General features: G+C 36.7%; 15 protein-coding genes and 1 pseudogene. 4 read left to right on the top strand and 12 right to left on the bottom strand.

From position 1 onward, the window contains the following. Positions 1-117, top strand: a pseudogene (locus HHL23_RS22580) (IS5/IS1182 family transposase); the annotation flags it as partial. Between the two features lie 352 nt (positions 118-469). Here HHL23_RS22580 and HHL23_RS17775 read toward each other — a convergent pair. The 9 genes from HHL23_RS17775 to HHL23_RS17815 form a co-directional block, all read right to left on the bottom strand. Then, positions 470-1,474 (bottom strand): MvdD family ATP-grasp ribosomal peptide maturase, encoded by a 1,005-nt coding sequence (locus tag HHL23_RS17775; protein ID WP_169236123.1) that lies wholly within the window; start codon positions 1,472-1,474, stop codon positions 470-472. Next, positions 1,467-2,423 carry an MvdC/MvdD family ATP grasp protein gene (locus tag HHL23_RS17780; RefSeq protein ID WP_169236124.1) on the bottom strand — a complete coding sequence of 319 codons (957 nt, stop codon included), beginning with the start codon at positions 2,421-2,423 and terminating at the stop codon, positions 1,467-1,469. Before HHL23_RS17780 ends, HHL23_RS17775 begins: the two co-directional genes overlap by 8 nt. Before the next feature lie 90 nt (positions 2,424-2,513). Then, positions 2,514-2,741, bottom strand: coding sequence for a microviridin/marinostatin family tricyclic proteinase inhibitor (locus tag HHL23_RS17785; protein ID WP_169236125.1), 228 nt, complete (start codon positions 2,739-2,741; stop codon positions 2,514-2,516). A gap of 53 nt (positions 2,742-2,794) precedes the next feature. Continuing rightward, positions 2,795-3,031 (bottom strand): microviridin/marinostatin family tricyclic proteinase inhibitor, encoded by a 237-nt coding sequence (locus tag HHL23_RS17790; RefSeq protein WP_169236126.1) that lies wholly within the window; start codon positions 3,029-3,031, stop codon positions 2,795-2,797. 39 nt (positions 3,032-3,070) lie between these two features. Next, positions 3,071-3,316: a microviridin/marinostatin family tricyclic proteinase inhibitor gene (locus HHL23_RS17795; protein ID WP_169236127.1), complete on the bottom strand. Its 246-nt coding sequence runs from the start codon at positions 3,314-3,316 to the stop codon at positions 3,071-3,073. Positions 3,317-3,432: 116 nt separating this feature from the next. Beyond that, positions 3,433-4,218 carry an alpha/beta fold hydrolase gene (locus HHL23_RS17800; protein WP_169236128.1) on the bottom strand — a complete coding sequence of 262 codons (786 nt, stop codon included), beginning with the start codon at positions 4,216-4,218 and terminating at the stop codon, positions 3,433-3,435. A 6-nt stretch (positions 4,219-4,224) separates the two neighbouring features. Continuing rightward, on the bottom strand, positions 4,225-4,620 hold the full coding sequence (locus HHL23_RS17805; RefSeq protein ID WP_169236129.1) for a hypothetical protein: 396 nt from the start codon (positions 4,618-4,620) through the stop codon (positions 4,225-4,227). A gap of 12 nt (positions 4,621-4,632) precedes the next feature. Beyond that, complete coding sequence (locus HHL23_RS17810; protein ID WP_169236130.1) at positions 4,633-5,352, bottom strand: pyridoxine 5'-phosphate synthase; 720 nt, start codon at positions 5,350-5,352, stop codon at positions 4,633-4,635. Positions 5,353-5,510: 158 nt separating this feature from the next. After that, positions 5,511-6,779: a mechanosensitive ion channel family protein gene (locus HHL23_RS17815; protein ID WP_169236131.1), complete on the bottom strand. Its 1,269-nt coding sequence runs from the start codon at positions 6,777-6,779 to the stop codon at positions 5,511-5,513. 122 nt (positions 6,780-6,901) lie between these two features. Between HHL23_RS17815 and HHL23_RS17820 the strand changes: the two genes are divergently transcribed. After that, a complete protein-coding gene (locus HHL23_RS17820; protein WP_169236132.1) occupies positions 6,902-7,393 on the top strand; it encodes a DUF456 domain-containing protein in 492 nt (163 codons plus the stop codon). Positions 7,394-7,401: 8 nt separating this feature from the next. Then, positions 7,402-7,911, top strand: a complete 510-nt coding sequence (locus tag HHL23_RS17825) for a hypothetical protein (RefSeq protein WP_169236133.1) — start codon at positions 7,402-7,404, stop codon at positions 7,909-7,911. On the opposite strand, the gene HHL23_RS17830 is transcribed toward HHL23_RS17825, so the two are convergent. The 3 genes from HHL23_RS17830 to HHL23_RS17840 all read right to left on the bottom strand — a co-directional run bounded on the left by HHL23_RS17830 (position 7,898) and on the right by HHL23_RS17840 (position 10,245). After that, a complete protein-coding gene (locus tag HHL23_RS17830) occupies positions 7,898-8,539 on the bottom strand; it encodes a uracil-DNA glycosylase (RefSeq protein WP_169236134.1) in 642 nt (213 codons plus the stop codon). The genes HHL23_RS17825 and HHL23_RS17830 overlap by 14 nt on opposite strands. A gap of 156 nt (positions 8,540-8,695) precedes the next feature. Further along, on the bottom strand, positions 8,696-9,697 hold the full coding sequence (locus HHL23_RS17835; protein WP_169236135.1) for an acyltransferase family protein: 1,002 nt from the start codon (positions 9,695-9,697) through the stop codon (positions 8,696-8,698). 32 nt (positions 9,698-9,729) lie between these two features. Further along, on the bottom strand, positions 9,730-10,245 hold the full coding sequence (locus HHL23_RS17840) for a GNAT family N-acetyltransferase (protein WP_169236136.1): 516 nt from the start codon (positions 10,243-10,245) through the stop codon (positions 9,730-9,732). 134 nt (positions 10,246-10,379) lie between these two features. On the opposite strand from HHL23_RS17840, the gene HHL23_RS17845 reads away from it, so the two are divergent. Continuing rightward, the gene (locus HHL23_RS17845) at positions 10,380-12,527 is read left to right on the top strand and encodes an endonuclease MutS2 (protein WP_169236137.1); all 2,148 of its coding nucleotides are present in this window, start codon (positions 10,380-10,382) and stop codon (positions 12,525-12,527) included. The last annotated feature ends 141 nt before the right edge of the window (positions 12,528-12,668 follow it).

Genomic DNA, 12,668 nt, shown 5'->3' on the forward strand with positions numbered 1-12,668 from the left:
AGTTTTCGATCATTGCTTAATCGTTTTGACACAACAGTATCGAGTTGGAAGTCTTTTAATTATATCGCTTTTATGGTTATAGCTCTGAACAAATTTTATAAATCTAAAAAAGTTTAAATGACCTCAATAATTTAACCATAAAGGGACAAGAGTTTTTTTTAACACTTAAGTAATTTTCTTTAAGTTTATGTATTGCGTAGTAGGAAGTACACTTAAGTTTTAAACATCAAAGATTTCATTTGCTGTGATAAAAATCTGTCTGATCTGTTTAATCTGCGGAAGATAAATATTTGAGTGGTTTTTGAAACATTAAGATTAGTGAAGGAGGTAAGGCAAGTTAAGAAAAAATCAGATGATTTTTTTCAGCGTTTCTTAAAGGGAGTTTTACTTAAAAACTTTCACTTTAACCAACAAAAAAAGCCCTTTAGATTAACAAAAGGACTTTTATGATTTAGATCGTCATGTTGTTTTAAGCCATGACCATATTGTTTCTTCTTGGAGCTTTGTCGCAAAGAACGTCTGCAATACTCTTTGAAATAAAATTGTCTTCGGTCAGGTTATCCAGCCAGAAAAATTCGCCGGCTGCATTGATTTCGATGAAATAATATTCATCTTCAGGGGAAACAATGATGTCTATTGCCCCGTAATCTACATTATAAATATCTAAAAGTTCAAGAAGTTTTGCTTCGATATCTGCAGGAAGTTCTGTTCTCACCCATTTGGTCAAAAGGTTGACACCGTCTTTTCTCCAGTCAACTTTAGCATCTTCAGACTGCTGGGAATCTATTTCGAAAGCATACACGTCCTGTCCTACAATAGTAACGCGAAGCTCTTTTTTCTTTTCTATTTTTTTCTGAAACTGCATCGGGCAATACACCAATGAATCCAGTTCTTCAAGTTTATCTTCACCAACCACATTGGTAAAAACGACACTTTCTACACCGTCTTCATAGATCGCGAAACCGGTCTGCATTTTTGCGACTACATTCTGATGTTTAAGGATGAATTTTCTCGCTTCCTCAGGGTTGTTGGTAAGGCAGGTTTCAGGAATTTTAAGTCCTAATTTAACCGCAACTTTTAACTGCTCTTCTTTACTGTCTAATCTTCTGTAAACCCCGGGCTTTCCAAGCGCATAAGCATCTACAGACTCTATAAATCCGAAAAGCGTATTGCGGATCTCACCCATAGCAGCACCATAGAATTTTTTATCCATTTCTTCTTTCACCCCGTTTCCAATGTTATAAGCTCTTCTATACCAAATGGCGGCAATATCGTCCAAACGGTATTGTGCATCTTTGGTTTCTAGGATACTTACCCATTCTCCATCCTGAAAAATGGTCGATAGTTTATTTTGTATAGGATACAGGTCTACATCGAAACGGATGACCTCACAACCGTTTTTCTCTATGTATTCTGTTACTTTCTCGATTGAAAAATTATCTGCAGTATGCGTAATGATTAGTATTTTATTCATGGATATTGATTCTTTTTATAAGGTTATCGGCAATTCTTTCTGCAATGGGAAAGCCCAGTTCTTTCTGCAGCATTCCCCATTCTCCCTGAGGATTTACTTCCAGAAAATAATAGGCTCCGTCTTTTCCCTTGATCATGTCAATGGCTCCGATATAAAGTCCCATTTCTTCCATCATGGAGGCAAGACCGGTTTTGACATTTCCAGGAAGCTCATAGGCTGACCAGAAATAATCTCCCTGTGCTACTCTCCAGTCGACATTATCACTATTGTTGATCTTTCCTGTAAAAAATTCTCCCGCGATATAGACAATTCTTAATTCATATTCTTTGTCCACATACGGCTGGAAGATCATTGGGCAATAAGCAATGTCTGAAATATGTTCCAAAGTATCCTCTTCAATGATCATTGTTGAGATAAGATTCTCTCCGTTCATGGTCTTTGCAGTCAGACTGTGAAGTTTTGCAACCGCTTTTCCGCCACAGAATTCATGAAAAAAGGCAGTGATCTTTTCCTCGTCGTTAGAAAAAATAGTTGGTGGGACTTTCAGATTATTTTCTTTGGCTAATTTTAACTGAAGCATTTTACTTCCGTCGATTTTTCTTTCGTCTTCAAAAGGATTGATCCACGGAACGTCTTCTAATAAAGTGATCAGGTTGTAACGAAGGTTTCCGTACCCGCTCAGGAATACTTTTCTGTAATCGTCATCCAGTTCTTCAGGAGTACTTATCCCCCATGCTTTCCTGTGCCATACTCCCTGAATGTCTTTGGAATGAACCGTATTTCCGAATTCATCTGTCAGTTCAAATGAATTTTCATTCACACTGATCTTCTGGAAATGATTCATACGGTCAGAATTGAGTCTGAAGTATGAAATATTTTTAGAGGCCAGATATTCAAAAAAGATGTCGATATTGTAAAAATCGTTTGAGTGGGTGATGCAGAGAATCATTTGCCGTTTTTTATTAAAAAAGGAAACTTAATGGTAAGTTTCCTTTGAATATGATTGTATTAATACGATTAATATTTAATTTTTAATGTATTAGTCTACTGGAACAGATGGAGAATCGTCATCTCCGTCAGATGGATATTTCATGGTAACCATAAGATCATCCTGAGGAGATGTTACGTTATCCACTACAGGTTTTGTGATCACGTCTCTTTCAGGGATTGTAATGACTCCTCCTCCTTTTACAGTTTCAGGATCTTTAAGTTGTTTTTCTAAGAATGACGCAAAAAACGGCTTCTTTTTTGAATTTTTGTCTTTCATAATAATTTAGTTTGGGTTAAAAGTATAATTGTAATTTCCTTTATGATAGAAATTTAAATAACAGATTCATCGCCATCTGAAGGATACTTCATGGTCACCAAAAGATCCTTGCTAGGTGAAGTTGCATTATCTAATATAGGTCTTGTTACATTATCCATAGAGGGTACTGTAATCACATCAATATCCGGCGTGGTTACGATTCCACCTCCCTGAACGGTTTCAAGATCTTTAATCTGCTTTTCTAAAAATGAAGCAAAAAAAGGTTTCTTTTTTGAATTCTCGTCTTTCATTGTGATTGAGTTGGATTAATAGTTTTTATTCTAGCTTGATTATAAAATTTCCAATTCTCCAGACTCATCGCTGTCAGACGGATACTTCATCGTTACGACCTGATCTCTTACAGGAAGTGTTGCATTGTCTACAAGCGGTGAAGTGGTCACGATATCTCTCGTTGGTACCGTAAGAACATCTGTAGTAGGTGTAGTGATTCCTCCTCCCTGAATAGCTTCAGGATCCTTAATTTGTTTCTCTAAAAATGAAGCAAAGAAAGGTTTTTTTGAGTTTTTCTTTTCCATAAGTTATTATATTTAGTTTTTATGTAAAACTAAAGTACAAAAAATATCAACACGTGGGGAAATATAATCTTATTTTAAGAAAATTTTAACTAAATAATCAAATAGACGGAATTAAATCAATGCAATTCCAAAAATTCCTTGACAACATTCGCGAAGTCTACAGGATTTTCTGCCTGAACCCAATGTCCGGCCTTTTTTACTGTCACTATTTTCGCTTTTGGAAACTGCTGTCTGATCCCATATTCATCCTGTGGAAGGATATAATTTGATTTTTCACCGGCAATAAATAAAGAATCACCTTCAAAAACACCAAATTTTACGGCATTCGACACAAACTCGTTATATTTTTCAGATAACGTTTTGAGATTAAATCTCCAGTTCAGTTTCTTATCATCATCCCAGTATAAGTTTTTTGCTAAAAACTGGATGGTAGATTTCTCCGGAATATACTGACTCAAAACAGTTTCTACCTCACCTCTTGAACTTACCGTATTGAAATCTACAGTTTCAAGAGCCTTAATAATGCCCTGGTGATGCGGAGGATACGCTTTTGGCGAAATGTCTACCACAATTAGTTTTTCTAATCTTTCAGGATATTTCAAAGCAAACTGCATGACCGCTTTTCCTCCTAAAGAATGTCCTAAAACATGAGCTTTCTGAATACCATAATGATCCATATAACGGGCAATATCATCTGCCAGATCATCGTGGGTCATGCTTTCCGAGTGAGAGCTTCTCCCGTGGTTTCTAAGATCAATAAGATGTACGGGAAGGTATTCACCTAAGTCTTTTCCAAAACTTCCCCAGTTGTCTAGCATTCCAAACAGTCCGTGAAATACAAGAAGTGGCGTAACATTAAGGTTTTCGCCGAATATTTTTGAGTTAAGTATATTATTATCCATAATGTATTAGTCTAAAAATGATGAAAAAAACTCTCCGACTGCCTGAAAAAGATCTCCAAGATCCAACCAGGATAAATCAATTTCTGCGTCAGAAAGTTCAGGAAGAACGAAATTTAACCCCTCTGAAGAAATTCCGTCAAGCATGGTTTGCTTCATTTCAGCATAATCACAGATTTCTCCCGAAGCTTTATGATAAGAATCAAAATCCTCATGTGAAGAGAAAACAGACATCCCCCAACAGGAATAATCACTGCCACTACCCCATGGAGCCTTTTGATTAGCCTTTTTTATTTCTTCAGGTTTATAAAAATCTTTTTTGCCGTAATCATCTACAAGAATGCTTCCCAGATCTTTAATATATTTTTTCCTGTCTTCAGGTAAATGTGTACAAAATTCGCTCATTGTATTAATCAGCTACCATTTTGCCAGTCTCTTCAAATAAGCCTGAACTGTATTTTCAAGTCCCATATAAAGGGCTTCAGAAACTAAAGCATGTCCGATGGATACTTCAAGAAGGTTGGGAATATGGTCGGCAAAGTATTTTACATTTTCCAGGCTCAGATCATGTCCTGCATTAATTCCTAATCCGAATTCTGTAGCAGCAAGTGCTGTATCATAATAAGGTTTTATTGCCTGTTCCTTGTTCGTAAGATAATTTTTCGCGTAGGCTTCTGTATACAGTTCAATTCTGTCAGCTCCTGTTTTTGCAGCGTGCTCTACCAATTCCGGCAAAGGATCCAGAAAAATTGAAGTACGGATTCCTGCATTTTTAAATTCTGCAATAATTTCTGTTAGAAAATCGAAGTGTTTTTTGGTATCCCAGCCTGCGTTGGATGTAATGGCATCATCTGCATCAGGAACCAGCGTAACCTGCTCCGGCTTTACTTCCAAAACCATATCAATAAAAGAGCGGTGTGGGTTTCCTTCAATGTTGAATTCAGTGGTAACCAACGGTTTCAGATCGTACACATCTTTTCTGGTGATGTGTCTCTCATCAGGTCTTGGATGAATGGTAATCCCCTGTCCACCGAATTCCTGAATTTTCACTGCCGCTTCTGTTACACTTGGCGTTTCGCCTCCTCTTGCATTTCTTATGGTCGCAATTTTATTAATGTTTACGCTTAGTTTTGTCATTTCTTTATTTAGATGTTAGATAATAAAAGAGGGAAGTTTGAAGATAGAAGCCTGAAGTAATTCAGCGTTTATCAATCTCTCTATTCCTTAATCATTATCAAAATTTAATTTAAAAATTTACGGGAAGTTCTATGACTTCCCCTTTTACTTTTTCTGCATCAGACTCTAACGCTTATCTGCATCACCTGAAGGTCAAATTCTTTTGAAGCAACCAGCAAATGGTCAAAAATATCAGCCTGGATCTGTTCAAAATGTTCCCATTTGGAATCATTAGCAAAGCAGTACACTTCAAGAGGAAGCCCCTGCGGAGTAATATCCAGCTGACGGACCATTCTTGTTCCATTTTCATCGATGTCCGGATCGTTTTCTATATATTTCTGTGCGTAATATCTGAAAACGCCAATATTGGTTAACTGCCTGCCATTGATGGTTTTATCATTATGTTCCACCCCTTGGTTTTCCTGTCTAATTTCCTGTGTTTTTTCTTCCAGATAGTCCGAGATCAGATTGATATCTTTTAAACGTTCAATATCTTCTTCATTTAAAAATTTAAAGGAATTGATATTGAAATAAACAGATTTCTTGATCCTTCTTGTATTGGATTCAGACATCACCTGAAGGTTTTTGATCTCCGTGGTCAGAAGGTCGTAGGTAGGAATCGTTGAAACGGTTTTATCAAAGTTGGTGATCTTCGTGGTCAGAAGACTTATATCTGTAATATTTCCTTCAATACTGTATTTCGGAATGCTTACCCAGTCCCCTACTTTCAGGTTCTTGGAGGTAGCCACATGTATCCCGGTCACAAAACCTAAAATCGTATCCCTGAAAACAAGTACCAATACTGCGGTAATAGCTCCCAAACTCCCGACAATCGTGGTTCCTTTGATCCCGAATATGACACAGAGACCCACTACAGAAAAGACAAAGATTCCCAGGATCTTTACGGTTTCTGAAATGGCATTCAGTGCCATAATTTTATAAAAGTCCTGCTTTATGGTAAAGTAATATCTAAAACCTGTGAGTGAACGGTAAAGCATTCCTGCAAGAATCATTACCAAACCTAAATTGATAGATCTGTTGATGAAAATATTCGTTTTAGGGAGTGCTGTTGCCGGAAATATTGAGGGATGGATCGCTCCTACGACCAAAAGTGCAGAGAAATGAGCAACAGAATTGCTTATTTTAGACTGATAAATGGATCGGATGATCGGATATTTTTCGTCATTTCGGAAAAACCTGAATATAAAGTTGATGGCGAATTTAAAAACAAAATCAACCACTAAAAATACGGCACACAGCAGTGCCAGTTTGATCATAATATGAACAATCCAATCCATCCCGCCTGGCGTTACCTGGCTGATATAGATGTAAAGCTGATCACTTATTTCCTGTAAAAAGTTTTTAGTGTCCTGTATTTCGTCTTTCATTACAGCAAATTTATAAAATTAAGAATGATGATGTCACTATTAACAATCAATTTTCATCCCAAATATTTAAAACGTCTTTGTAAATCTTCTTTTTTCCTATCTTGCATTGATAATTTTAAAGAATGGATACAACCTTAATTAATATTCTATGCCTCATTTTACTGTTCCTTGGGATGCTGGGAACTTTTCTGCCAGTCCTTCCAGGGCTTGTACTAAGTATTTGCGGTCTTTTGATCTATAAATTCGGAACGGATGCCGATCTGCCAATGATTTATATCTGGGCATTCGGAATTCTTACGGTTATTTCAGTGGTGCTGAGCTACGTTATTCCCGCAAAAACCAACAGGAAATATGGAGGAACCCGTTGGGGAAGCATTGGATCTATTATCGGAACAATTGTAGGGATCTTTATTCCTATTCCTCTAGGATTTCTGATAGGAATGTTTGCTGGGGTATTTATCGGGGAGCTTCTTCATGACAGCAAGGATATGAACAAAGCACTTCAGTCTACTAAAGGGGCATTTATCGGCTTCATTTACGGAACAGGTTTCAGTCTTGTGGTAGGTGTGGCAATGTTTTTGGTAGTAGTTTTAGATATGCTTAATATTATATAAAAAAAGATATGTTCCATAAAGCCATCATATTCAGCCTTGGATTGCTAACCTTAGCGGGATGCAATGCCCAAAAGAAAACGAAAACACCGGAACAAACTTCCGGAACAACCGCTCCAATGAATGACACTAAGAATTCAGCACAAAAAGGAGGCATCATTTATTTTAATCAGGGAGAAAATAAATTCCTGAAAGACTACCAAATGAATGTCACCTTCAAAGGTATTTCTGAAGACAGCCGCTGTCCCGAAGGGGTTGCATGTGTCTGGGCGGGAATAGCCGTAGCACAGATAGAAATGATGGGAACGTACTCCCGGCCTATGGTCTTAAGTCTCGCTACTTCTGACAATGCAGGGCGAAATTACCGCCGGTCAGAAGTATACAACGGTTACAGTATTTCACTGGAAGAAGTGACTCCTTCCCGGAAAGCTGAACCCGGAGGAAAAGATCTGGAAGGAAAATATAAAATCGGGATTAAAATAAAAAAAACAGAAGGTCCCGGAGATCCTACCACGAAATAGGTTTCTTTCCTTTTGAGACCAGATATTCGTTGATCTTCGAGAACGGTTTGCTTCCATAAAAACCTCTGTACACAGAAAACGGTGAAGGGTGCGCCGATTTTAAAATAAAATGCTTAGCCGGATCAATAAGTTCGGCTTTTTTTTGTGCAAAAGCTCCCCAAAGAACGAAAACCACATTTTCTTTCTTATCCGAAATTTCCTTGATGATAAAGTCTGTGAATTTTTCCCAGCCCAGGTCTTTGTGAGAATTCGGTGAATGGGCACGTACAGTTAAGGTTGCATTTAATAATAAAAACCCTTGTTTTCCCCAGTCATCTAATTCTTTTGAAGTTCTTTCAACACCCAGATCATCTTTTAGTTCAGTAAAAATATTTTTCAAGGAAGGTGGCGCTGTTACCTGTTCTGAAACAGAAAAGCACAAACCATTTGCCTGAAAATCATTATGGTAAGGATCCTGCCCGATGATCACCACCTCAATATCATCAAAAGGTGTGATTTCCAGGGCTCTGAATATTTGATTTTTAGGAGGGAAAACTTTGGTTGTAGCATATTCCTGTTTTACTTTTTCCCACAGGGTTGTAAAATAGGTTGTGCTTTTTATGGGGGCTAAAACGTCTGTCCAGGTCATGGTCATGGGATTGATATGATAATTTGAAAATGTATTAATATGATATAATTCTTCCTTTACCGGAAACTATATTACAAAAATATTCTTTAATTCCTGGATGGCCAAATCTGGTAATATAATGATTGGATGATCTAGTTATTGACATGGCTGGGCGAGCTACGTTTTAAATATTTTCACTCTTTTTTCAATAAGTATATAAGAGAAATAGGACAATAGTATGGAAAATCCAATCAACAGAAAATTATTAAGATGGTAAGATTCTACAATGACTATTTTCTGTCTCCTTACGATATAATGGATAATATATAATGAATATGAAATATTTCCTAAAAAATAAACTGCTTTTGTTTCTAAAAAAGTTTTCACAAGACTTTCTTTTTTTGAATATAAATTTTTTATGATCACAGCCGACAAAAGTGGGATAAAAAACAAGCCTCTTCCAGTGTAAAGCAGTAAAAAGGATTGAATAACTACACCATAAACAAAAAAATTATTCTTCTTTATTTTTATTTCCGGTATAAATGCAATGCCTATTCCCAAAAAATAAGATGATACTGTTCGTACTAAAGAGCTTATCCCAAAAACTACATCAAGATATTGCGAAGATCTGTCTATCTCAAGCGATGCATCATCAAAATACATGTCCGGCAGATAAGAAACAATACCTCTTAAAGCTAAACCTAATATGATAAGGAACCAACTTTTTATTTTATATTTAAGTATGCCCCATAGCAAAAAGGGAAATATCAGATAACAGATCCATTCTGTGCTCAATGACCAGTACACTTCATTTAATGAATAATTTGGATTAAAAAAACACTGTAGAAGTGCTGCATTGACTAAAAATTGAGACCATGAAGGATCTTTTGCTATAAAAAAGATGATAAAAACAATAGACAAAAAATAGACGGGATAGATCCTGTTGACTCTTTTTTTATAAAACGTCTGTACTCCTTCAAAAGTCAGGTGCTGAAATTTTCCGGAATAAGATACAGTCAGCAGAAAAGCACTCAATACAAAAAAAATATCTACTGCTACATATCCCTTCCCATTCACCGACTGAATCCAAAAACTTTTAAAGTAACTGAAATGGAAAAACGTGACCCATAGCGCAACAATGCCTCTAAGTCCCGTTAATGATTTTATTTCATTTTTCATATGCTAAAACAATGTAGTAGAGAGATCAATAATTACAATTTAATTGTTTTCTTTAAACTAAAAATAATATTTTCAGGAAAACCATCATCTGTTCTGCCTTCTTCCAAAATAAAATGGTGTTTTGCCAGAAGTGATTTTGAGTTTTCATTGAATTTATTAGTAAAAGCTAAAATTTCCTGCAGATGTAATTCATTAAATCCAAAATTTAAAACAACTTTCAAAGCCTCAGACATAATTCCTTTTCTATGATGATCAGGTAACAATTCATAACCGACTTCAGCTGTTTCCCGGTCTTCAGAAAATTTCCAGAGACAAATGGTTCCGATAAGATTAGATTGGCCTTTATAAGAGATTCCGAAGAAAATAATTTCCTTACTTTGAGTCCTTCTTTTGATGCTTAAAATAAATTCCAGCGCATCATAATTGGATTTTGGAGACACTCTTTTAACAAACTTGTTGATCTCCTGATTGCTGCGGATCGTCAGAATATCATCAACGTGACTTTCATTAATTTCATTTAAAACTAATCTTTCGGTTTCTAATTTCATTTTTCAAATGTACTAAAAACAGACGGTCGAAAATCACCTCATCTCCCCCATTAATAGATGCTGTCAACTATTCAAATTAACTCATTTTCAAATTGTCCGTCAAGAGATTCACATTTTCTCACTAAATTTGCAGTGTGTATATAAATAAAGAAGATTTAAACGAATTAGAGTTTCCGCAATTGCTCGCGGAGATCTCTCCATTTGCGTATTCTCCGAAAACGAGAGAAAAAATTCTTCAACTTCGTCCCATGGAAATTGACGAGGCGGAACTTTCCCTGAAAAAAACGTCGGAATATCTTTCGAGTTTTGAGAGTTCAAATGCAATTCCGTTCGCTGAGTATGAAGATATTGAAACCGAGCTAAAGGTAATGCTGATTGAGAATTACCGCTTGGAAAACAATGCTTTTATTAAAATAAAAACCTTAACTGAACAGATAGGAAAACTTCAGAAGTTTTTTGCCAGTATGCCGGATACCTTCCCTACTTTGGTAGGTGATGTTTCTGTGCTGGAGTTTAAGAAAGAGATCATTGATAAAGTAGATAAAGTTTTTAACCGTTTTGGGGAAATAAAAAGTGATGCCTCACCCATTTTAAAAGAACTGAGGGCAGAAATCCAGCTTGCTAAAAAAGCAATCCAGGAAAACTTCAACCGTGCTTTGTTCAATTACGGACAAAGCGAATTTCTGGATGATATCCGGGAAACTATTATTGAAGACCAGAGGGTTTTAGCTGTAAAATCAGGGTTTAAGAAGAGAGTTGCGGGAAGGGTTTTAGGAATTTCAAAAACAGGTTCTATTACCTATATGCAGCCGGACAGTGTGGTAAAACCCTACTTCAAGCTGAAGGAAAGTGAAGAGGAAGAGAAGAAAGAAATCGACAAGATTCTTAGAAAACTTACGGCTGAACTCGCGGAATTCCAGCCTCAATTATGGAAATACCAAGTATATATTTTTGACCTTGACTTGACGAGAGCGAAAGCAAAATTTGCTGAACAGGTCAACGGAATACTTCCGAAGATCAACCGTCACAGAACGCTGAAGCTGAAAGATGCATTCCATCCGCTGTTATGGCTTAGAAATAAAATTGAAAACAAGACTATTTTTCCACAAACCCTGTCATTGACGGACCAAAACAGAATTATCTGTATTTCAGGACCGAATGCGGGAGGAAAATCCATTACCCTGAAAACAGTCGGACTGCTTCAGCTGATGATCCAAAGCGGAATTCTGGTCCCTGTGCATCCAAGATCTGAAATGTTCTTTTTTGAAAAGATGATGACGGATATCGGAGACAACCAGTCTATCGAGAATCATTTGTCGACTTATTCTTCAAGGCTTAAGAAAATGTCGGGAATCATCCGTGAGGCAGATGCCAATACTCTGCTTCTTATTGATGAATTCGGAACAGGATCTGATCCTGAGCTTGGTGGTGCACTGGCTGAAAGTTTCATGGAGTATTTCTATGATAAAAAAAGTTTTGCGATCATTACCACTCACTATACGAACATCAAACTGGTAATCGAAGAGCTTCCGAATGCTGAAAATGCAGCCATGCTTTTTGATGAAGAAACGCTGGAACCGATGTATAAGCTGGAGGTAGGACAGGCAGGAAGTTCGTTCACTTTTGAGGTTGCGGAGAAAAACAGGATTCCACGATTTATCATTCATGCGGCAAAAAAGAAGGTAGAGCATGACATTGTGAATCTTGACAAAACAATTGTGAAGCTTCAGCAGGAAAAATTTGAAGTTGAAAAGCTGAAAACCGATCTTGCGGAAAGAAAGGAATCTGTGGAAGACAAACGTGACAATCTACAGAAGCTTAATGAGCAGCTGCAACAAAAACTGTTCAATTTCCAAAAACTGTATGAAGAGGAACACCGTAAGCTTCAGTTTGGAAATAAAATTGAAACGTTCATCGACAGTTACGTAAAAGGTAGATCGAGAAAAGATGTTGTCAAGGATTTTGTGAAAATTCTTGAACAGGAAAAATTCAGGAAAATTGGCGCTGATAAAGACGAAACTAAGCGTCTTCAGGTGGTTAAAAGAAAGATCACCCAGCAACTCAAAAAGGATGATGTGATTGAAAAAATCGCTGAAACCAATGAAAAAATGGAGGAGAAACGTAAAACTGACCGCGCCGTATGGATGAAGGAGGGACAACGTGTCCGTATTCCCGGAAGTACGAGCGTAGGAACAATTGAAAAGATTTCTAAAAATAAAGTGATCGTCAACTATGGAACTTTTAAGACCACGATTAATGCGGATGAGCTTGAAAGAATTTAATGATGTATACCTTTTAATCCTATAAAAATAGCGCTGAATGTTCAGCGCTATTTTATTTTAACTACTAAACATTTGCATGTTGAAGCATACAGATCAAATTTTCTTGTTATTTTTGGATCATGGATAAAAGCTTTACTGTCC

Origin of the sequence: Chryseobacterium antibioticum, from assembly GCF_012927325.1 — a bacterium.
Classification (GTDB): domain Bacteria; phylum Bacteroidota; class Bacteroidia; order Flavobacteriales; family Weeksellaceae; genus Chryseobacterium; species Chryseobacterium antibioticum.

Coding starts and splice junctions, on each gene's coding strand:
- HHL23_RS17775 (WP_169236123.1), bottom strand. CDS start 1,474: ATGAATAAAATACTAATCATTACGCATACTGCAGATAATTTTTCAATC.
- HHL23_RS17780 (WP_169236124.1), bottom strand. CDS start 2,423: ATGATTCTCTGCATCACCCACTCAAACGATTTTTACAATATCGACATC.
- HHL23_RS17785 (WP_169236125.1), bottom strand. CDS start 2,741: ATGAAAGACAAAAATTCAAAAAAGAAGCCGTTTTTTGCGTCATTCTTA.
- HHL23_RS17790 (WP_169236126.1), bottom strand. CDS start 3,031: ATGAAAGACGAGAATTCAAAAAAGAAACCTTTTTTTGCTTCATTTTTA.
- HHL23_RS17795 (WP_169236127.1), bottom strand. CDS start 3,316: ATGGAAAAGAAAAACTCAAAAAAACCTTTCTTTGCTTCATTTTTAGAG.
- HHL23_RS17800 (WP_169236128.1), bottom strand. CDS start 4,218: ATGGATAATAATATACTTAACTCAAAAATATTCGGCGAAAACCTTAAT.
- HHL23_RS17805 (WP_169236129.1), bottom strand. CDS start 4,620: ATGAGCGAATTTTGTACACATTTACCTGAAGACAGGAAAAAATATATT.
- HHL23_RS17810 (WP_169236130.1), bottom strand. CDS start 5,352: ATGACAAAACTAAGCGTAAACATTAATAAAATTGCGACCATAAGAAAT.
- HHL23_RS17815 (WP_169236131.1), bottom strand. CDS start 6,779: ATGAAAGACGAAATACAGGACACTAAAAACTTTTTACAGGAAATAAGT.
- HHL23_RS17820 (WP_169236132.1), top strand. CDS start 6,902: ATGGATACAACCTTAATTAATATTCTATGCCTCATTTTACTGTTCCTT.
- HHL23_RS17825 (WP_169236133.1), top strand. CDS start 7,402: ATGTTCCATAAAGCCATCATATTCAGCCTTGGATTGCTAACCTTAGCG.
- HHL23_RS17830 (WP_169236134.1), bottom strand. CDS start 8,539: ATGACCTGGACAGACGTTTTAGCCCCCATAAAAAGCACAACCTATTTT.
- HHL23_RS17835 (WP_169236135.1), bottom strand. CDS start 9,697: ATGAAAAATGAAATAAAATCATTAACGGGACTTAGAGGCATTGTTGCG.
- HHL23_RS17840 (WP_169236136.1), bottom strand. CDS start 10,245: ATGAAATTAGAAACCGAAAGATTAGTTTTAAATGAAATTAATGAAAGT.